Raw genomic sequence first — 18,305 nt, forward strand, 5'->3', positions numbered from 1 at the left:
TGCGGTTTCTGCGCGTGCCGCGCGGTGACCCGCTGCCGCGGGTGACCGCGCTTTTCGCGGTTTCGAAGCGGTTAACTTCCTCCGGAGGGGTTGCGCATACGCTTGGTATACAACAAGTATGCCGGAAGGTCGATCCGCGCAACCCCCCATCCACCGCACCACCACGAAAACGCCACGTACCATCCCGTAAGCCTCATGCACCACCTCGAGGACGGAATATGCAGCCCACCGCATCGAGCGCAACGCCACCCCGGGCCGACCGGTCCGGGGTCCGCCGCGCCTTCGTCGCCAGCCTCACCGGCACCGCCCTGGAGTGGTACGACTTCGCCGTCTACTCCGCCGCCGCGGCCCTGGTCTTCGGCGATCTCTTCTTCCCCTCCAAGGACCCCACCACCGGCACCCTGCTGGCGTTCTCCACCTACGCCGTCGGCTATGTCTCCCGGCCGCTGGGAGGCTTCGTCTTCGGCCGGCTCGGCGATGTCATCGGCCGCAAGAAGGTGCTCATCGCGACGCTCGTGCTCATCGGCGGCGCCACCCTGCTGATCGGGCTGCTGCCCACCTACGCCACGGTCGGCGTCGCGGCCCCGGCCGCGCTGGTGCTGCTGCGCTTCGCGCAGGGCGTCGGCGTCGGCGGTGAGTGGGGCGGCGCGGTGCTGCTGTCCAGCGAGTTCGGCGATCCGAAGCGGCGCGGCTTCTACGCCTCCGCCGCGCAGGTCGGCCCGCCGGCGGGCAATCTGCTGGCCAACGGCGTCCTGGCCGCGCTGGGCGCGGCGCTGACGGAGGACCAGTTCACCAGCTGGGGCTGGCGGGTGGCGTTCCTGCTCTCCGGTGCCCTGGTGGTGTTCGGTCTGTGGATCCGCGCCAAGCTCGAGGAGACCCCGGTCTTCAAGGCGATGGAGGCCGCGCAGGACCGCCCGGAGGCGCCGCTGCGCGAGGTGTTCACCACCCAGCCGAGGGCGCTGACCGCCGCGATCCTCAGCCGGGTCGCCCCCGATGTGCTGTACGCGATGTTCACCGTCTTCGTGCTCACCTACGCCACCGAGGAACTCGACATGTCACGCGGCTCGGCGCTCACCGCCGTGCTGATCGGCTCCTCGCTGCAGGTCGTGCTCATGCCGCTGGCCGGGGCGCTCTCGGACCGGGTCAACCGGCGGCTGCTGTACGGGGGCGCGGCCGTGGCCGCCGGGGTCTGGCCGTTCCTGTTCTTCCCGCTGGTCGCGGACGGCAGTTGGGCGCTGCTCACCCTCGGGGTCGTCGGCGCGCTGGTGATCCACTCGCTGATGTACGGGCCGCAGGCGGCCTTCATCGCCGAGCAGTTCTCCCCGCGGCTGCGCTACACCGGCTCCTCGCTCGCCTACACCCTCGCCGGGCTCATCGGTGGCGCGATCGCGCCGCTGCTCTTCACCACGCTGCTGGGGGCCTATCACGCCTGGGTGCCGCTGGCCGTCTACATCGCGGTCACGGCAGCGGTCACGGTGGCGGGCCTCTGGCTGGGCCGGGACCCGTCCGCCGCCGAGGAGGAGGAGCCGGAGCCGCTTCCCGTCGGCTCCACCGCCTCCACGACCGTGTCCTGACCGCCGTCCCGTCCTGCCCCGTCCCGCCCGTCCTGCCCCGTCCCGTCTCGCCCCGCCGCGCGGAGCTGTAAAGCGGGTCGTACCGGGGAAGGGGCGGGATGGGGCCGCGTGCCACCGCCGGGACCACGAACCCCGACCGCACTCCGACCCTCCGATACCCTCCGACCCTCCGTCTCTCCGACGCTTCCGACCAGGAAATGAGGCAGCACCCGCCATGCCCCTCCGCATCGCACTGAGCCAGATCACCACGGGCCCCGACCCGGCGTCGAACCTCGCCCTGCTGCGCGAGGAGACCCAGCGGGCGGCGGCCGCCGGGGCGCGTCTGGTCGCCTTTCCGGAGGCGGCCATGGCCTGCTTCGGCACCCGGCTCGGCCCCATCGCCGAACCGCTGGACGGCCCCTGGGCCACCGAGGTCCGGCAGATCGCGAAGGACGCCGGGCTGGTGGTCGTGGCCGGGATGTTCACCCCGGCGCCCGACGGCCGGGTGACCAACACCCTGCTGGCCACCGGCCCGGGGGTGGAGACCTCCTACGACAAGATCCATCTCTATGACGCCTTCGGCTTCGCCGAGTCCAAGACCGTGGCCCCGGGCTCCGAGGTGGTGACCTTCGACCTCGACGGCGTCCGGATCGGCCTGGCCACCTGCTACGACGTACGGTTCCCCGAGCTCTTCCGGGCCCACGCCGACGCGGGCGCGGTGGTCTCGCTGCTGCCCGCCTCCTGGGGCGCGGGGCCCGGCAAGCGCGAGCAGTGGGAGCTGCTGACCCGGGCGCGGGCCCTGGACGCCACCGTATGGCTGGCGGCCGTGGGCCAGGCCGACCCGGAGGCGTCCGGCCTGACCGCCGCGACCTCTGCCCCCACCGGTATCGGCCACAGCGCCCTGATCGGCCCCGACGGCACCGTACGGGAGCGGCTGGACGCGGGTCCGGGGCTGCTGGTGGGGGAGGTGGACACCGAGGAGGTCACCGCGGTGCGCCGCACGGTGTCCGTCCTGGCCAACCGCAGGCTGGGCGGACAGTCATGAGCGAGGCTGGGCGTACGGCCATGGGCGGCACCGCCGGGGCCAAACCGGAGTACGAGTTCCATCTGCCCTCCGCTCCCTGGCAGCGGCCGCCGGGCGCGGCCGCGGGGGTCAGCGAACAGATCCTGGCCACGGACGGGAGCGGCACCCACACCACCGCCCTGGTGCGCTGGGAACCCGGGACGGACACCTCCCCGTCCGGGGTGGTCCGCCACGACGGCTGGGAGGAGGTCTACCTCCTCGAGGGCAGCATGCGCGATCTGACCCTGGGCGAGACCTTCTCGCGCGGCTTCTACGCCTGTCGGCCGCCGGGGATGCCGCATGGCCCCTGGGTCTCCGAGGAGGGCGTCACCATGCTGGTCATCACCTATCCGAAGGCGCCGACCGGCCGGTGACCCACCCTTGGGCGGTGGCCCAACCCAGGGTCGTGACTCACCCCTGGGTCGTGACTCACCCGGCGAGCAGCACCTTCAGCGTGGACCCCAGATGGGCGCTGATCGCCGCGCGGGCGGCCTCCGTGTCTCCGGAGGCCACCGCGTCCAGGATCGCCCGGTGCTCGCCGAGCACCTCCTCCTGGCGGCCGGTCTGGGTGTAGAGGGCCACCACCCCGGCCCGGATCTGGCGGCTGCGCAGCCCGTCGTAGTGCCGGTTGAGGAGTTCATTGCCCACCGCGGCGACCATGGTCGCGTGGAAGAGGTGGTCGACGGCGATGAACTCCTTGGCCTGCTCCGGCCCCATCAGCTCACGCTGCCGCTCCAGCAGCTCCGTCAGCTTCCCGACCGGCACCGTGCCCGCCTCGATGGTCCGTTCGGCGGCGTGGCGCTCGACGATCCCGCGCAGCTCCATCAGCTCGGTGATCTCCCGGCCGGAGAGCGGGGCGATATGCGCACCCCGCTTGGGGACCAGCTGGACCAGATCCTCGGCCGCCAGCAGGAGCAGGGCCTCACGGATCGGGGTCCGGGAGATGCCGATCCGGTCGGCGATCTCCTGCTCGGTGAGGAACCTGCCCTGCATGTCGGGATCGGTCAGCACGGTCTCCTTGAGGAACGCGTACGCCTTTTCTCGTCCGGACTGCGCTGGCACTGGGCCCCCATGCTGCTTCGCATACAACTCGTATACGAAAATTATCACGGACCGGTGGCGGCGTCGGGGAGATCGGGTATCCAGGAGCCGTGGATGCCCGCGGGGACGCGGTGGGGCGGCTCCACGGTGGCGATGGGGGCGGCCGTGATGTCCCGGGCGTCCAGCCCGTCGGGCCTGGCGGGCCCGTCAGGCGTGGCGGGGCCGTTGGGCGTGGCGGGGTCGGCGGGGCTGGCAGAGGCGGCGGGGCGGCCGAGGAACCGGTCGCTCATCGCGCGCCCTCCTCGCCGCTCCGGCGGGCGTCCTCGTCCGCGACCAGGACCACCTTTCCGGCGACGGTGCCGGACTCGGCCAGCCGCATCGCCTTCGCGGCGTCGCTGAGCGGAATCCTCGCCGCGACCAGTGCGGTGAACTCGCCCTTCGCCATCAGCGCCAGCACCTGCCCCAGGTCGGCGCGGATCCGCCCCTGGAAGGCGGCCCGGCGCCGCCGTCCGGCCCAGAGGTTGAAGAAGTGCGCCCGCCGTCCGTTCGGCAGCAGGTTCCACAGGGCCAGCCGGGCGAGCAGCTTGAGCACCGGGGCCCGGGACGAGCCGGGGACGTCCCGGGTGGCCGCCGTACCGTAGGAGACCAGCGTGCCGCCGCGGGCGAGCAGCCGGAAGGAGTCCACGATGCCCTCGCCGCCGACGTGGTCGAAGACCGCGTCGACCCCGCCCGGCGCCAACGCCCGCACCCGGGAGGGCAGATCCGGATCGCGGTAGTCGAGCGGGGTGGCGCCGAGGGCGTGCACCGCGTCGTGATGGCGGGGCGAGGCGGTGCCGATGACCTTGATGCCCGAATGGCGGGCGAGCTGGACCAGGGTGGTGCCCACCCCGCCGTTGGCCCCGTGGACCAGCACGGTCATGCCGGGGCGCACCTTGGCGACGCGGTGGAGCATCTGCCAGGCCGTGATCCCGTTGACCACCACCGTCTCGGCCTCCGCCGCGTCCACCCCCTCGGGGACCTCCACCAGGTCGCCCGCGTCGACGAGGGTGTGGCTGGCCCAGCCGCCGATCTTCGTGAGCGCCGCGAACCGGCGCCCGCGCAGGGCCTGATCCACCCCGGGGCCGGTCGAGACCACCCTGCCCACCAGGTCGTAGCCGGGCACGAAGGGGAACGGCGGCTGGTCGTAGTACTTCCCGCGGCGCATCTGCTGCTCCGCGAAGGAGACCCCCGACGCCTCGACGGCCACCAGCGCCTGCCCGGGACCGGGCTCGGGCAGCGGGCGGGTGCGGAGCTCGAGCCCTTCGGGCTCCACCTGGCCCGGCAGAACGACTTCGGTGATCACGGCTGACCTCGTTTCGGTGTGAGGTGTTCTCGCTGCTGTGAGAGCTTCTAACTAAACAATGAACCTGTTACTCTCGAGGTGTCAAGTCCGAACTCGAAGAGCCGCACGGGAGGCGCGTCCATGGCGACAGCACGGCGAGAGCGCTATCGCAAACAGACCCGGGAGGAGGCCAAGGCCGTGGCCCTGGCCCAGCTGGCCGAGTCGGGCCCGGCGGGCATCTCGGTGAACGCGATCGCGAAGGCGATGGGGATGACCGGCCCCGCGCTCTACCGCTATTTCGCGAGCCGGGACGAGCTGCTGACCGAGCTGATCACCGACACCTACCGCGATCTGGCCGAAACCCTCGCCCAGGCCGTCGCCGGCGCCGCCCCCGCCGACCGCTTCCGCGCCATGGCCCGCGCCATGCGCGACTGGGCGAAGCGCCAGCCCGACCGCTATCTGCTCATCTACGGCACCCCGGTGCCCGGTTACCACGCGCCGCCGGAGACCGCCGAGATCGCGGCCGGGATGATGCGGACCATCTTCGACGCCTGCTCCGCCGTCGGCGGTGCCGATGGCGCCACCGCGCACGGCGCCACCGCGAGCCACGAGCAGCAGCCCCTCACCGAGCTCGAGGCCGAACTGGCGCGCCATCTCGAGGGCGTGGGCTCCTGGGTGCCCGGGGAGGAGCCCGGCGGTGAGCTGAAGGGCCGTGCGCTGCGCACCTGGACCCGGCTCCACGGCGTGATCAGCCTTGATGTGCAAGGCCAGTTCACGGGCATGGGGTTCGATCCCTCGGTCCTCTTCGAGGCCGAGATCGACGCCCTGGTGCGGGGCGGCTGAGGCGCCCCGGTCCGAGCTGCCCGCCCGGCGGCCCCGGCGCACACTGGAAGGACACCGGAGCGCGACGGGGACCGGAGGCCGCGATGGAGCACGGTGAGTTCGATGTGGTCGTGGAGATCCCTGAGGGGTCCCGCAACAAGTACGAGATGGACCATGAGACCGGCCGGATCCGGCTGGACCGGATGCTGTTCACCTCGACGAAGTACCCGGCCGACTACGGCTATGTCGACCACACCCTCGGCCGGGACGGCGATCCGCTGGATGCCCTCGTCACCGTCGCCGAGCCGACCTTCCCCGGCTGTGTGATCCTCTGCCGGGCCATCGGCATGTACTGCATGCGCGACGAGCAGGGCCCGGACGAGAAGATCCTCTGCGTCCCGGCCCATGACCCGCGCTATGTCGGCGTGCAGGACATCGATGACGTCCCCGAATTCGACCGGATGGAGATCACCCACTTCTTCGAGGTCTACAAGGACCTCGAGCCCGGCAAGTCCGTCGAGGGCTCCCACTGGGAGGGGCGCGACCGGGCCTACGCCGAAATAGCCGCCTCCCGCGCCCGCGCGGCCGAGACCGGCCGGTTCCACGGCCCCTGAGCGTGACCGGCGGCGCCGGCCCCTGGACAGGGCGGACGCTCAGGGCGCCTCCCCGCGCGGCGCCGGTACCCCGCGGTCGTTCCCCGGCACCCCACCGTCGTTCCCCGGCACCCCGCGGTCGTTCTCCGGCACCCCGCGGTCGTTCTCCGGCAGCCCTCGGCCGTTCTCCGGCACTCCGCGGTCGTTCTGGAGCTCCCATAGCTCCCGGAACAGCCCGGGGGACCCCGTCAGCTCAGCGAACGTGCCCTGCTGGATCACCCGCCCCCGCTCCAGCACCACGATCCGGTCCGCCACGGCCACGTTCGCCAGCCGGTGCGTCACCAGGACGACCGCGCGGTCCTCCGCCATCCGCCGCAGCCCCGCGAAGATCCGGTGCTCGGCGCGGGCGTCCAGCGCGCTGGTCGGCTCGTCCATCACCAGCAGCCCCGCGGGCCGGTGGAACGCGCGGGCCAGCGCGATGCGCTGCCACTGCCCGCCGGACAGCTCCACCCCGCCCCACCACTGCCGGGCGAGCAGGGTGTCAAGACCGCTGCGCAGCCCGTCCACCACCTCCTGCGCCCCGGAGTGGACCGCCGCCTCCCGGACCCGCCCGTCCCCGCCGTGCGGCTGGCCGAGGGTGATGTTGTCGCGCGCGGACAGCGGCCAGTGCGCGTAGTCCTGCGGCACGACCGCCGTATGCCGCCACATCGCCTGCGGATCCAGCTCCGCCACGCCCACGCCGTCCCAGGTCACCATGCCCTTGGTGGGCAGATAGAGCCCGGTCAGCAGCTTGCTCAGGGTGGTCTTGCCCGAGCCGTTCTCCCCGACCAGCGCGAGCACCTCGCCCCGCCGCACCTCGAGCGTGACCTCGTCCAGGGCCGGGGCGTCGGACTCCGGATAGGCGTACGTCAGCCCCTCGGCCCTGATGACCCGCGGCGCCGCCGGGACCAGGGCGCCGCGCCGCATCCGGTGCCCGCCCGCCTCCTCGATGAACTCCGCCCAGTCGTCCAGATACAGCCCCGTACGGAACAGCCGCGTCCCGTAGCCGACCATCCCCTGGAGCGAGGCGCCGACCGTTCGCAGCGCGAACACCGCCGTACCCGCCGACGCCACCGACATCTGCCCCGCGCCCAGCAGCAGCGCCAGCGACGCCCAGACCAGCCCGGACGCCAGCCCTCCGGCCAGCGCCCCCAGCACCGCGTACCGCGCGCCCCGGTGCACCGCCTTGTCGGTGGCCGCGTCCACCCGCGCCCCGATGGCCCGGTACCGCTTCAGCAGGAACTCCGCCATGGTGCCGGAACGGAGCTGATCGGCGATGTCCTTGTCCACCATGTACCAGCGCAGCAGCCCGAGCGTGCGCCGGTCCGCGCTGATCGCACGACTGGTCTCGTACTGCACCCGGGCCGCCTTCATCCCCGCGATCCCCTGCGGCAGCGCGGCCAGCAGCAACAGCGGCAGCAGCGCCGGATGCAGCACGGTGACCACGCCCGCCGCCGCGATCAGCGACGAGAGACACGCCATGAGCTGCTGCGACTCGGTGATCAGATCCTGCGCCACCTCGGCGCCCCGGTCCGCCGCGTCCCACTTGTCGTTGAACCCGGGGTTGTCGTACGCCGCCAGCTCGGCGTTGATCGCCGCGTTCAGCATCTGGGTCTCGGCCTCCCGGGAGATCCGCGGGGAGAGCCGGCTGGAGACGTTGTTGACCGCGATCCCCAGCAGCGCCCGCAGCCCGGCCGCCCCCGCCAGGACCGCGATCGAGGGCAGCGCGTCCCGGAGCCGGTCGGTGATGTGGCCGGAGGAGATGAGCGCCGTGATCGTGCCGGTGGTGGCCAGCAGCCCGAACGCCTCGAAGAACCCCGACAACGCCTGGCACACCAGCAGCGTCACCACCGCCCTACGGTCCACCTTCCAGGCCAACGCCAGGGAGCGGCGCACCAGTTGGGGCAGTCGGCGGGCCATGGCCCGGGTGGTGACGGGACGCTTCTCCAGGGCCGTCAGCGTGGGTGACCGGAACCGTAACTCCTCGCCGGGCCGCTCGGCCGGCGGTTCCGACGGCGGTTCCGACGGCTGGGCCGATGGTTGTTTTGGTGGTTGTTCTTCCTGCTCCGTGGTGCGAGACATCGCAAATCCCCCCTGAGGGTGTGTTTTCCATTCGGTATGCCTCAGACTGCCGCAGACCGGGACCCGGGCGTCCAGCGTTTACGACGAGGTCCACCGATCGTGGAGCGCGTCCCGCGACCGGGAAAAGCGCTGGAGTCGCGCGCCGGTCGCGTGCTTCGATGCGCTTCATGGTGTCCATCGACCGACTGCTCGCCTTCGCGGCCATGTCGTTCCTGCTGATCGTGATCCCCGGTCCGAGCGTGCTCTTCGTGGTCGGCCGGGCACTGGCCCAGGGCCGCCGCGCCGCGCTGACCACGGTCGTCGGCAATACGCTCGGGGCGTATGCGCTGGTCGTGGCCGTGGCGCTGGGCGTCGGGTCGGTGGTGGAGCGCTCGGTCCTCGTCTTCACCGCGCTGAAGCTGGTGGGCGCCGCCTATCTGGTGTACCTGGGGGTCAAGGCGGTGCGGCAGCGCCGCTCGCTGCAGGCCGCCTTCACCGGCGACGGCCCCGCCCGCGGAGGCCTGCGCACGCTGTGGGAGGGGTTCGCGGTCGGCGTGGCCAACCCCAAGACGATCGTGTTCTTCGCCGCCGTACTGCCCCAGTTCGTCGACCGCGAGCGGGGGCATGTGGTGCTGCAGATGCTGCTGCTCGGGCTGGTCTTCAACGCCATCGCGGTGGTCTCCGACAGCGTCTGGGGCCTGGCCGCGGCCACCGCCCGCACCTGGTTCGCCCGCTCCCCGCGGCGCCTCGCCATGGTCGGTGGCGTCGGCGGACTCTCCATGATCGGCCTCGGCGTCACCGTCGCCGCGACCGGCCGCGCGGACTAAGCGCTCCGCTGGAAGTGCCGCGATGCGGCGTCGGCCGTCTGCGGCGCCCTGCCTGGCCAGCGGCCGCTTCCTCTGACGCCACGTGATGCGCGTGACGTCACGTGATGCGCGCCAAGCGTGCGCGGGCAGGTGATGGCGGGCCATGCGCGCCGTGCGTGGGATGGGAGGTGCGCTGAGGGGGAGCGGCGCCGCGTCGTATGGGGTCAGCCATGCGGCGCTGAGAGGCATACCGGCGCATACCTGCCCTCTATGCGGGTAAATGCGAAGTGTGTCCGGCAAGACGCCACGATGGGGCACGCTCCTGCTGGCCATCCTCGTCGCCCTGACGGCGGTGCTGCTCACCGCCGGGGGCGCTCATGCCGAAACGGATGTGAACAAGATCGGCAAGGCGCTGCGCAGCAGCCCCGTGTACGTCGATTCCGGCGCCTCCGACGCCCTGAGCGCCGGACAGGCGCGCGCTCTGGTGGCACACATCCGCAAGGCGGATGTGCCGGTCTACGTGGCCGTTCTGCCAGACAACCCCGCGTACGGCGGTGAGCGCGTCTTCGGGCGGCTGCGCGCCGCCGTCGACCGCCCCGGCGTCTACGCGGTGGCGCTCGGCTCCTCCTTCGGGGCGGCATCCGACACCTCGGTGCTGCCCGGACGCACCTCGCGGGCGCTGGCGGAGCGGAACCTGCGGCAGCACCCGCACGACCTCGCCGCGGTCCTGAACGGCTTCGTGACCGACACGGCCACCGCGATCCACGACCGGACCGGCCAGGGGACCGGCGGCGACCAGGGCGCGCGGGGCTCCACCATGTCGGTGGGGGACGCGGTGGCGGTGCTGATCGTCCTGGCCGCCGTCGGCGGAGGCGGCCTGTTCATGCTGCGGCGCACCCGCGAGCAGAGCCGCGAGCGCGAACGGGCCGAGCTGGAGCAGGTGCGCGGTGCGGTCGAGGAGGACATCACCGCGTACGGCGAGAAGCTCAGCGGGACCCGCTTCGACCCCGCCGACCCGGCGTCCACCCCCGAGATGGCGGACGACTACGGCCGTGCCCTGGACGCCTACGAGGAGGCGAAGGCCAGGTCGGCCGCTGCCCGGCGGCCCGGGGACGTACGGCCGGTGACCGAGGCGCTGGAGGAGGGCCGCTTCGCGCTGGCGGTCCTCGAAGCCCGCCGCGAGGGCGGCCCGCTGCCCCAGCGGCGGCCCCCGTGCTTCTTCGACCCGCGCCACGGCCCCTCGGTCCGGGACGTCCCGTGGGCACCCCCGGGCGGCACCCAGCGCTCCGTCCCCGCCTGCGCCGCGGACGCCACCCGCGTCGACGACGGCCTCTACCCGGACGCCCGCACCGTCCCGGTCGGCGGCGACCGGCACCGCCCGTACTGGGACGCCGGTCCGGCCTACGGGCCCTGGGCGGGCGGCTACTTCGGCGGCTACGGCTCGATGCTGCTGCCCGGGCTGCTGGCCGGCACGCTGCTGGGCGGGTCCCTCGGCCCCGACTACGGGACCGGTGCGTTCGACGGTGGCTTCGGCGACGGCGGGGACGGCGGCGACTCCGGTGGTGACTCCGGCGGTGGCTTCGACGATGGCGGCTTCGGGGGCGGTTTCGGCGATGGCGGCGGTTTCGGCGACGGCGGTGGCTTCGGGGGCGGCTTCGGCGACGGCTGACCACCCCGGGCCGACGCGCCCGAGGCAAGCGCGGCAACCCGCCCGGTACGCGGTGGCGGTGCGCACGCCACACCGCGCCAACGCCACACCGCCCCAACGCCACACCGCGCCAACGCGGCACGCGCCGACGCCACAATGCGCCAACGCGGCAACCCCGCGACACGCCCCGTGCGCGGTGCGTACGCGGTGCCCTGACCACGGGGAACGCGCGCCGCACGGGGCGGATGGTGTGCGCGGGGAAGGCCGCCGAGCGCTGCGCCATCCGGGGTAATTCGGCGGCACATCCCTGGCGGGTGGCGGCGTGTCGCGCGCCTACTGGTGCTACAGACCGGTGGGTTCCCCATCTGCCGGGGGACGGCGACGCGGGACGCCCCCGCGTGGATCGCCGTACGCGCGCACCCCTTGACCGCCGATGCGCCGCCGCGCCGTGTTCCCGCACGCGTGGCGAGTAACGGCCCACCACCCCACACCACTTGGAGGGCCACCCATGGCTACGCCCACGATCACGCTGGTCACGGTCTCACCCAACCCCGCCACCTTCGGACAGTCGGTCACGCTCACTGCCACCGTGATCCCGCTCGGCACCGGAACCCCCACCGGCGACGTCACCTTCGTCATCACCGGTGGCCCCACCGTGACCGGGACGCTGTCGGGCGGTACGACCTCGGTCACCGTCCCCAACCTGAGCGTCGGCGCCCACGCCGTCCTCGGCAACTACAACGGTGACACCAACTTCTCCCCGTCCACCGGCGCCAACGTCATCCTCGTCGTCCAGTCGGCCACCACCACATCGGTGTCCTCCTCGCCGGATCCGTCCACGCTGGGCGGCTCGGTGACGTTCACCGCCACCGTCACCCCGGTCGCGCCCGGCGCGGGCGTCCCGACCGGCACGGTCACCTTCGTCATCGGCGGCTCCGGCGGCGGCGCCTTCGTCCAGCCACTGTCGGGAGGCGTCGCGATGCTGTCCCTCAACACCCTGGGCGTCGGCACCCACCCCGTGATCGCCCTCTACAACGGCGACACCAGCTTCCTGCCGTCCTCGGGCACGGACACCCAGACCGTCAACCCGGCGGCTTGACGCTCCCTCCCCCACACCACCGAGCCCCCGCCCCGCCCATCGGGGCGGGGGCGGGGGCTCGGACGGAGCTGGAGGAGCTCACAGAGCGCGTACGACTTACACGTCGAAGTAGAGCTCGAACTCGTGCGGGTGCGGACGCAGCTGCAGCGGGGCGATCTCGTTGGTGCGCTTGTAGTCGATCCAGGTCTCGATCAGGTCGGAGGTGAAGACACCGCCCTGGAGGAGGAACTCGTGGTCGGACTCGAGGGAGTCGAGGACGGCCGGGAGGGAGGTCGGGACCTGCGGGACGCCCGCGTGCTCCTCGGGGGCGAGCTCGTAGAGGTCCTTGTCGATCGGCTCGGCCGGCTCGATCTTGTTCTTGATGCCGTCCAGACCCGCGAGGAGCAGGGCGGAGAAGGCCAGGTACGGGTTGCCGGAGGAGTCCGGGGCGCGGAACTCGACGCGCTTGGCCTTCGGGTTGGAGCCGGTGATCGGGATACGCATCGCGGCGGAGCGGTTACGCTGCGAGTACACCAGATTGACCGGCGCCTCGAAGCCCGGGACCAGGCGGTGGTAGGAGTTCACCGTCGGGTTGGTGAAGGCCAGCAGCGACGGGGCGTGCTTGAGGATGCCGCCGATGTAGTAGCGGGCGGTGTCCGACAGGCCCGCGTAGCCCTGCTCGTCGTAGAAGAGCGGGGAGCCGCCCTGCCACAGCGACTGGTGGACGTGCATGCCCGAGCCGTTGTCACCGAAGATCGGCTTCGGCATGAAGGTCGCGGTCTTGCCGTTCTTCCACGCCACGTTCTTGACGATGTACTTGAACAGCATCAGGTCGTCGGCCGCGGCCAGCAGCGTGTTGAACTTGTAGTTGATCTCGGCCTGGCCGGCGGTGCCCACCTCGTGGTGCTGGCGCTCGACCTGGAGGCCGGCCTTGTTCAGCTCGAGGGTGATCTCGGCGCGCAGGTCGGCGAAGTGGTCGACCGGCGGGGTCGGGAAGTAGCCACCCTTGTAGCGGACCTTGTAGCCGCGGTTGTCCTGAAGCGCACCGGTGTTCCAGGCGCCCGCCTCGGAGTCGATGTGGTAGAAGGACTCGTTCGCCTTGGTCTCGAAGCGCACGCTGTCGAAGACGTAGAACTCCGCCTCCGGGCCGAAGTACGCGGTGTCCGCGATGCCGGTGGAGGCGAGGTACGCCTCGGCCTTCTTGGCGATGTTCCGCGGGTCACGGCTGTACTGCTCGCCCGTGATCGGGTCGTGGATGAAGAAGTTGATGTTGAGGGTCTTGTCCCGGCGGAACGGGTCGACACGCGCCGTGGAGAGGTCGGCGCGCAGGGCCATGTCCGACTCATGGATCGCCTGGAAGCCGCGGATCGACGAGCCGTCGAAGGCCAGCTCCTCGTGCGGGTCGAACGCCTCCGCCGGTACGGTGAAGTGCTGCATGACGCCGGGAAGGTCACAGAAACGGACATCGACGAACTTCACGTCCTCGTCCGAGATGAACTTCCGAGCGTCGTCGGCGTTCTGGAACATCCAACTCCTCCTAGCCCGGCCGCGGTGGGACGGGGATATGTCCGGTGGCGCGATGCCATGTGCGGTGGCGCGCTCTCGCCGACCATAGGCAGACGGGATTTCCCGGGCATGACCCATTTGTTTCACCCAGGTTAACCGGCTCGCACGGGCTCGCGGAGGCTCGCGGAGCCCTCGTGGCCTCGGAAAAGGCGCCGTACGGGGGCGCGGGAACCGCTGGGAAGGGGTCCGGCCGGGGGAACGTATGCGGTCGCAGTAACGTAGACGGGTGGACAAGAGGCAAGCAATCGGATCGTGGCTTTCCGGACCCCGCGCGGCCGCCGAGGAGATGGGCGTCGACTTCGGCTACCGGGGCCAGGGCCTCGGCCTTCCCGAGAGCGGACCGGGCTCCATCGCGCCGCTGGGACGCCGCTTCGGGGCGCTCTTCATCGACTGGGGCCTGTGCCTGCTCGTCTCCTACGCGCTGCTGTCCGGCCGTAACGCCCAGGTCGCCGGGAACTGGGCGCTGCTGGTCTTCCTGGCGCTGAGCCTGGTCACCGTGGGCACCGTCGGTGCCACCCCCGGCAAGCTGCTGCTGAAGCTGCGGGTCATCGGCGAGGGCGGGGTGCGGCTGAGCCTGCCGCGGGCCGTGCTGCGCAGTGTGCTGCTGGTGCTGGCCATCCCGGCGGTGGTCTGGGACCGCGACACCCGCGGGCTGCACGACCGGCTCTCCCGCGCGGTGCAGATCAGGGTCTGAGCCGCTGGTATCGCCCGCGGATTGTGTACAACGGCGTTACGCGCGGACGACGGCGTTACACGCGAAACGGCGGCAGGCGGGCCGACATACGAAACGCGAAACGGCGGCAGGCGGCCCGACATGCGAAACGGCGGCCCGGACTTTCCGTCCGGGCCGCCGTCCTATCCGTTTCGGTGATTCGGTGAGGAGAGCGCTCAGCGCCCCTTCGGCATCCGCATCCCCTTGGGCATCGGGCCCTTTGGAATCGGCATGTTGCTCATCAGGTCGCCCAGCGCGCGCAGCCGGTCGTTCACCACCGTGACCTGCGCGCCCGGCAGCACCCGGGGGAGCTTCAGCAGCGTGGTGCGGAGCTTCTTGATCTCGACCTGGCCCTCGCCGGAGCCGACGATCACATCGTGGACCGGGACGTCCGCGACGATGCGCGCCATCTTCTTCTTCTCGGCCGCCAGCATGCTCTTGAGCCGGTTCGGGTTGCCCTCGGCGACCAGCACGATGCCCGCCTTGCCCACCGCGCGGTGGATGACGTCCTGGTTGCGGTTCATCGCCACCGCGGGGGTCACCGACCAGCCGCGGCCCACGTTCTCCAACACCGCGGCCGCCGCGCCCGGCTGGCCCTCCATCTGTCCGAAGGCGGCCCGCTCGGCACGGCGGCCGAAAATGATCGCCATCGCGAGGAAGGCCAGGACGAAGCCCAGGATGCCCAGGAAGATCGGGTGGCCGATCCAGAAGCCGATCGCGAGAAGGACACCGAAGGTGACAATCCCCACGCCGGCGACGACAAGTGTGACCTTCGGGTCGACCCGTTTGGTCATCTTGTAGGTCAGGGCGATCTGCTTCAGCCGCCCGGGGTTCTCGGATGTTTCCTTCCTCGCCATACAGCGAAGTTTACGTGGCCTGGGAAGCCCCGGTGGACACGGCCTCCAGCACGTGTTCGGCCTCGTCCCGGGCCTTGGCCCGGCGCCGGTCCTCGAGCACGGCCGTCCAGGCGTTGCGGCGGGCGGTGCGCTGCCCGCCGCGTAGCAGCAGACCTTCCAGGACGAGGAGCGCGTCGGTGACGGACGGGCGTACGGGCGCAGCCGGCATGGATACCCCTCGGAAGCGGCGGATGATTGCTCCACACAACGCATAAGCGGTGCGTGGCTCAATCGTTACCCAATGGTGTTACCAGTGCGTGACTGGCCGGTCAAACACCGATGAAACCCTACTGCGGCCCGTATTCCGCCCTTGACCTGCGGCGTTCTCGGAGCCCTCGAATCCGTGTGTGCTCGCAATCACACAGCGTGTTGCTCACGCGGCCGACCGCCGACGGAACGTGACGGCGGTGCGGCGACGGAGAGTCAGACGGCCTGGGAAGCCACCGCGACATTGCGCCGCTCGATCGCCTGCTGGTACAGACGGCCGGCGCGGTACGAGGAGCGGACCAGCGGGCCGGACATGACCCCGGCGTAACCGATCTCCTCCGCCTCCTCCTTGAGCTCCACGAACTCCTGGGGCTTGACCCAGCGCTCCACGGGGTGGTGCCGCGGGGACGGCCGCAGGTACTGGGTGATGGTGATCAGCTCACAGCCCGCGTCATGGAGGTCCTGGAGCGCCTGGCTGATCTCCTCGCGCTCCTCGCCCATGCCCAGGATCAGGTTGGACTTGGTGACCAGACCCGCCTCGCGCGCCTTGGTGATCACCTCGAGCGAGCGCTCGTAACGGAAGCCGGGGCGGATGCGCTTGAAGATCCGCGGCACCGTCTCGACGTTGTGCGCGAGCACCTCGGGACGGGCCGAGAAGACCTCGGCGAGCTGCTCGGGGACCGCGTTGAAGTCCGGGATCAGCAGCTCCACACCGGTGTCCGGCATCAGGGAGTGGATCTGGCGCACGGTCTCCGCGTAGAGCCAGGCGCCGCCGTCCTCCAGATCGTCACGGGCCACGCCGGTGATGGTCGCGTACTTCAGCTCCATGGTGCGTACGGATTCGGCCACCCGGCGCGGCTCGTCGCGGTCCAGCGCCTGCGGCTTGCCGGTGTCGATCTGGCAGAAGTCGCAGCGCCGGGTGCACTGGTCGCCGCCGATGAGGAAGGTCGCCTCGCGGTCCTCCCAGCACTCATAGATGTTCGGACAGCCCGCCTCCTGGCACACGGTGTGCAGGCCCTCCCGCTTCACCAGCCCGTGCAGCTCGGTGTACTCGGGGCCCATCTTCGCCCGGGTCTTGATCCACTCGGGCTTGCGCTCGATGGGGGTCTGGCTGTTCCGGACCTCCAGGCGCAGCATCTTGCGTCCGTCGGGTGCGACTGCGGACACGTCCGGCACTCCTCTTTGCTTGACTCTGCTGGGCGGTTCGGCGCGGCGAGTTTGCCGGCTGGCTTTCGAATCGTCGGCGGTCACCAGGGTACGCCCGTGGTTCGTACGGATTTACGTCCAGGGCAACCGAACGCTGCGAGGACGCATTCCCGCACGGGTGGGAGCGAGCCCAGGAGGATCAGACCGCGCGCGGCAGCGGGACGGAGGACTCCAGGACCTCCCGCAGATGCCGCTCGACCACCGGCAGCACCTCGGCGATCGGCACGTCCCGGCCCAGCTCCTCCGAGAGCGAGGTCACCCCCGCGTCCCGGATGCCGCACGGCACGATCCGGTCGAACCAGGTGTTGTCCGGATTGCAGTTGAGCGAGAAGCCGTGCATCGTCACGCCCTTGGCGATCCGCACCCCGATGGCGGCCAGCTTGCGGTCCTCGCGGCGCTGCCCGGCGTTGGACGGGGCGTACTCCGGCCCGTTCAGCCGTGCGTCGAACTCCTCGTCCGCCAGCCGCGGGTCGAAGTCCAGCTTCAGTCCGCCGAGCGCGGGGCGCTGGTCCACCGGGTCGCCCAGCACCCACACCCCGCTGCGGCCCTCCACCCGGGTGGTCTCCAGGCCGAACTCCGCACAGGTGCGCAGCAGCGCCTCCTCCAGGCGGCGGACGTGCGCGATGACGTCCACCGGGCGCGGCAGCTTGAGGATCGGATAGCCGACCAGCTGGCCCGGGCCATGCCAGGTGATCTTGCCGCCGCGGTCCACGTCCACCACCGGGGTGCCGTCCAGGGGGCGCTCGCTGTCGGCCGTGCGCCGCCCCGCCGTGTAGACCGGCGGGTGCTCCAGCAGCAGACAGGTGTCGGGGATCTCGTCCGCGAAGCGGGCGGCGTGCACCCGGCGCTGCTCCTGCCACGCCTCCTCGTAGTCCACGGCGTCCGCGCCGAAGCCCAGGTGGACGTAGGCAAGCGCCGATGAACCGGGGGCCGACCCCGGGGAAGACGTGGTCACGGCGGTCACGGCAAGCTCCTTCTCGACCCGCGTCGGATGGGTGGCGGGGCCTCGCGGCGGCGCCCCCGCCACTGTACGACCGTGTCCCCTTACGTCCGCACCCGGCTCGTTCTCACACGATCGGATGAATGCCGCCGGACGGCCGCGATCGGCCCTCGAGCGGCGGTTACATTCGCGCCGTTCCACAGAGCGATCAGGGAGACCGGCAGGCTGATGACGGAACGACCCCCGCAGCGCATTCCCAATCGTCAGCTCGCCGCGCTCATCGCCGAGGCGGGCTTCTCCAACGCTGGGCTCGCCCGGCGGGTGGACCAGCTCGGACTGGAGCACGGTCTGGACCTGCGGTACGACAAGACATCGGTGACACGGTGGCTGCGCGGACAGCAGCCGCGCGGCACCACCCCGGCGCTGATCGCCGAGGTGTTCACCCGGCGGCTGGGACGCCGGCTGACCGCCCAGGACCTGGGCCTGGACGCGTGCGCGCCCGTCTACGCGGGGCTGGAGTTCGCCGCCACCCCGCAGGAGGCGGTGGACATCGTCAGCGGGCTGTGGCGCAAGGACTCCGGGAGCCATGCGGAGCTGCGGAAGATCGCGTTCACCCCGGCGGGTCTCGTCGTGCCCAGCCGTGACTGGCTGATCGGGCGGCCCGACGACCGGGTGGCGCGCGGCGAGCCACCGGCGGGGGCCGCTCCGGCGGGGGCGGCGGTGGGCGCCGGGGCCGGGCCGGGCGCCGGGGCG

General features: G+C 71.6%; 19 protein-coding genes. 10 read left to right on the forward strand and 9 right to left on the reverse strand.

The features are described from left to right. Positions 1–218 precede the first annotated feature (218 nt). The 3 genes from IEJ02_RS41785 to IEJ02_RS41795 all read left to right on the forward strand — a co-directional run bounded on the left by IEJ02_RS41785 (position 219) and on the right by IEJ02_RS41795 (position 2,990). Positions 219–1,574 (forward strand): MFS transporter, encoded by a 1,356-nt coding sequence (locus IEJ02_RS41785; RefSeq protein WP_191069560.1) that lies wholly within the window; start codon positions 219–221, stop codon positions 1,572–1,574. A gap of 214 nt (positions 1,575–1,788) precedes the next feature. After that, a complete protein-coding gene (locus IEJ02_RS41790) occupies positions 1,789–2,598 on the forward strand; it encodes a carbon-nitrogen hydrolase family protein (protein WP_191069561.1) in 810 nt (269 codons plus the stop codon). Beyond that, positions 2,595–2,990 carry a cupin domain-containing protein gene (locus tag IEJ02_RS41795; protein ID WP_223865330.1) on the forward strand — a complete coding sequence of 132 codons (396 nt, stop codon included), beginning with the start codon at positions 2,595–2,597 and terminating at the stop codon, positions 2,988–2,990. The genes IEJ02_RS41790 and IEJ02_RS41795 overlap by 4 nt, the downstream gene beginning before the upstream one ends. 55 nt (positions 2,991–3,045) lie before the next feature. Here IEJ02_RS41795 and IEJ02_RS41800 read toward each other — a convergent pair whose 3' ends face one another. From IEJ02_RS41800 to IEJ02_RS41810, 3 genes are read right to left on the reverse strand one after another with little or no spacing between them, the layout of a single operon-like run. Then, positions 3,046–3,678, reverse strand: coding sequence for a GntR family transcriptional regulator (locus IEJ02_RS41800; protein ID WP_137977631.1), 633 nt, complete (start codon positions 3,676–3,678; stop codon positions 3,046–3,048). A gap of 44 nt (positions 3,679–3,722) precedes the next feature. Further along, complete coding sequence (locus IEJ02_RS41805; protein WP_191069562.1) at positions 3,723–3,947, reverse strand: carotenoid oxygenase family protein; 225 nt, start codon at positions 3,945–3,947, stop codon at positions 3,723–3,725. After that, positions 3,944–4,999, reverse strand: a complete 1,056-nt coding sequence (locus IEJ02_RS41810) for a medium chain dehydrogenase/reductase family protein (RefSeq protein ID WP_191069563.1) — start codon at positions 4,997–4,999, stop codon at positions 3,944–3,946. The genes IEJ02_RS41805 and IEJ02_RS41810 overlap by 4 nt, the downstream gene beginning before the upstream one ends. Positions 5,000–5,119: 120 nt before the next feature. Here IEJ02_RS41810 and IEJ02_RS41815 point away from each other — a divergent pair, with 120 nt between their 5' ends. Together IEJ02_RS41815 and IEJ02_RS41820 are read left to right on the forward strand one after the other, a co-directional pair. Further along, on the forward strand, positions 5,120–5,821 hold the full coding sequence (locus IEJ02_RS41815; protein WP_191069564.1) for a TetR/AcrR family transcriptional regulator: 702 nt from the start codon (positions 5,120–5,122) through the stop codon (positions 5,819–5,821). Positions 5,822–5,904: 83 nt separating this feature from the next. Then, positions 5,905–6,414, forward strand: a complete 510-nt coding sequence (locus IEJ02_RS41820) for an inorganic diphosphatase (RefSeq protein ID WP_191069565.1) — start codon at positions 5,905–5,907, stop codon at positions 6,412–6,414. Positions 6,415–6,453: 39 nt separating this feature from the next. On the opposite strand, the gene IEJ02_RS41825 is transcribed toward IEJ02_RS41820, so the two are convergent. Next, on the reverse strand, positions 6,454–8,514 hold the full coding sequence (locus IEJ02_RS41825; RefSeq protein ID WP_223865331.1) for an ABC transporter ATP-binding protein: 2,061 nt from the start codon (positions 8,512–8,514) through the stop codon (positions 6,454–6,456). Between the two features lie 167 nt (positions 8,515–8,681). On the opposite strand from IEJ02_RS41825, the gene IEJ02_RS41830 reads away from it, so the two are divergent. From IEJ02_RS41830 to IEJ02_RS41840, 3 genes are all read left to right on the forward strand, one after another. Then, entirely contained in the window at positions 8,682–9,320 is a 639-nt protein-coding gene (locus IEJ02_RS41830) for a LysE family translocator (RefSeq protein WP_191069566.1), read from the forward strand. A gap of 268 nt (positions 9,321–9,588) precedes the next feature. Continuing rightward, the gene (locus tag IEJ02_RS41835; protein ID WP_370467215.1) at positions 9,589–10,968 is read left to right on the forward strand and encodes a hypothetical protein; all 1,380 of its coding nucleotides are present in this window, start codon (positions 9,589–9,591) and stop codon (positions 10,966–10,968) included. 487 nt (positions 10,969–11,455) lie between these two features. Continuing rightward, positions 11,456–12,046, forward strand: coding sequence for an Ig-like domain-containing protein (locus IEJ02_RS41840; RefSeq protein ID WP_191069568.1), 591 nt, complete (start codon positions 11,456–11,458; stop codon positions 12,044–12,046). A 96-nt stretch (positions 12,047–12,142) separates the two neighbouring features. On the opposite strand, the gene glnA is transcribed toward IEJ02_RS41840, so the two are convergent. After that, positions 12,143–13,552 (reverse strand): type I glutamate--ammonia ligase, encoded by a 1,410-nt coding sequence (gene glnA, locus IEJ02_RS41845; protein WP_137977625.1) that lies wholly within the window; start codon positions 13,550–13,552, stop codon positions 12,143–12,145. A gap of 265 nt (positions 13,553–13,817) precedes the next feature. On the opposite strand from glnA, the gene IEJ02_RS41850 reads away from it, so the two are divergent. Continuing rightward, positions 13,818–14,285, forward strand: coding sequence for an RDD family protein (locus IEJ02_RS41850; RefSeq protein WP_137977624.1), 468 nt, complete (start codon positions 13,818–13,820; stop codon positions 14,283–14,285). 194 nt (positions 14,286–14,479) lie between these two features. On the opposite strand, the gene IEJ02_RS41855 is transcribed toward IEJ02_RS41850, so the two are convergent. The 4 genes from IEJ02_RS41855 to lipB form a co-directional block, all read right to left on the reverse strand. After that, positions 14,480–15,160, reverse strand: a complete 681-nt coding sequence (locus tag IEJ02_RS41855; RefSeq protein ID WP_191069569.1) for a DUF4191 domain-containing protein — start codon at positions 15,158–15,160, stop codon at positions 14,480–14,482. Between the two features lie 10 nt (positions 15,161–15,170). Continuing rightward, the gene (locus IEJ02_RS41860; RefSeq protein WP_191069570.1) at positions 15,171–15,368 is read right to left on the reverse strand and encodes an SCO2195 family GlnR-regulated protein; all 198 of its coding nucleotides are present in this window, start codon (positions 15,366–15,368) and stop codon (positions 15,171–15,173) included. A 254-nt stretch (positions 15,369–15,622) separates the two neighbouring features. After that, positions 15,623–16,573 (reverse strand): lipoyl synthase, encoded by a 951-nt coding sequence (lipA, locus tag IEJ02_RS41865; RefSeq protein WP_191069571.1) that lies wholly within the window; start codon positions 16,571–16,573, stop codon positions 15,623–15,625. A gap of 178 nt (positions 16,574–16,751) precedes the next feature. Next, positions 16,752–17,576, reverse strand: a complete 825-nt coding sequence (gene lipB, locus IEJ02_RS41870) for a lipoyl(octanoyl) transferase LipB (protein WP_370467216.1) — start codon at positions 17,574–17,576, stop codon at positions 16,752–16,754. 204 nt (positions 17,577–17,780) lie between these two features. Here lipB and IEJ02_RS41875 point away from each other — a divergent pair. Continuing rightward, a partial coding sequence (locus tag IEJ02_RS41875) for an NsdA family TPR-like regulatory protein (RefSeq protein ID WP_498067126.1) occupies positions 17,781–18,305 on the forward strand: 525 nt, incomplete at its 3' end.

Source organism: Streptomyces sp. 5-10, from assembly GCF_014712245.1.
Lineage (GTDB): Bacteria > Actinomycetota > Actinomycetes > Streptomycetales > Streptomycetaceae > Streptomyces > Streptomyces violaceusniger.

Bases quoted from the DNA above. Each gene is read 5' to 3' on its own strand.
- glnA (WP_137977625.1), bottom strand. From the start codon at position 13,552: ATGTTCCAGAACGCCGACGACGCTCGGAAGTTCATCTCGGACGAGGAC.
- IEJ02_RS41790 (WP_191069561.1), top strand. From the start codon at position 1,789: ATGCCCCTCCGCATCGCACTGAGCCAGATCACCACGGGCCCCGACCCG.
- IEJ02_RS41815 (WP_191069564.1), top strand. From the start codon at position 5,120: ATGGCGACAGCACGGCGAGAGCGCTATCGCAAACAGACCCGGGAGGAG.
- IEJ02_RS41795 (WP_223865330.1), top strand. From the start codon at position 2,595: ATGAGCGAGGCTGGGCGTACGGCCATGGGCGGCACCGCCGGGGCCAAA.
- IEJ02_RS41825 (WP_223865331.1), bottom strand. From the start codon at position 8,514: ATGTCTCGCACCACGGAGCAGGAAGAACAACCACCAAAACAACCATCG.
- IEJ02_RS41855 (WP_191069569.1), bottom strand. From the start codon at position 15,160: ATGGCGAGGAAGGAAACATCCGAGAACCCCGGGCGGCTGAAGCAGATC.
- IEJ02_RS41840 (WP_191069568.1), top strand. From the start codon at position 11,456: ATGGCTACGCCCACGATCACGCTGGTCACGGTCTCACCCAACCCCGCC.
- IEJ02_RS41785 (WP_191069560.1), top strand. From the start codon at position 219: ATGCAGCCCACCGCATCGAGCGCAACGCCACCCCGGGCCGACCGGTCC.
- IEJ02_RS41805 (WP_191069562.1), bottom strand. From the start codon at position 3,947: ATGAGCGACCGGTTCCTCGGCCGCCCCGCCGCCTCTGCCAGCCCCGCC.
- IEJ02_RS41820 (WP_191069565.1), top strand. From the start codon at position 5,905: ATGGAGCACGGTGAGTTCGATGTGGTCGTGGAGATCCCTGAGGGGTCC.
- IEJ02_RS41830 (WP_191069566.1), top strand. From the start codon at position 8,682: ATGGTGTCCATCGACCGACTGCTCGCCTTCGCGGCCATGTCGTTCCTG.
- IEJ02_RS41860 (WP_191069570.1), bottom strand. From the start codon at position 15,368: ATGCCGGCTGCGCCCGTACGCCCGTCCGTCACCGACGCGCTCCTCGTC.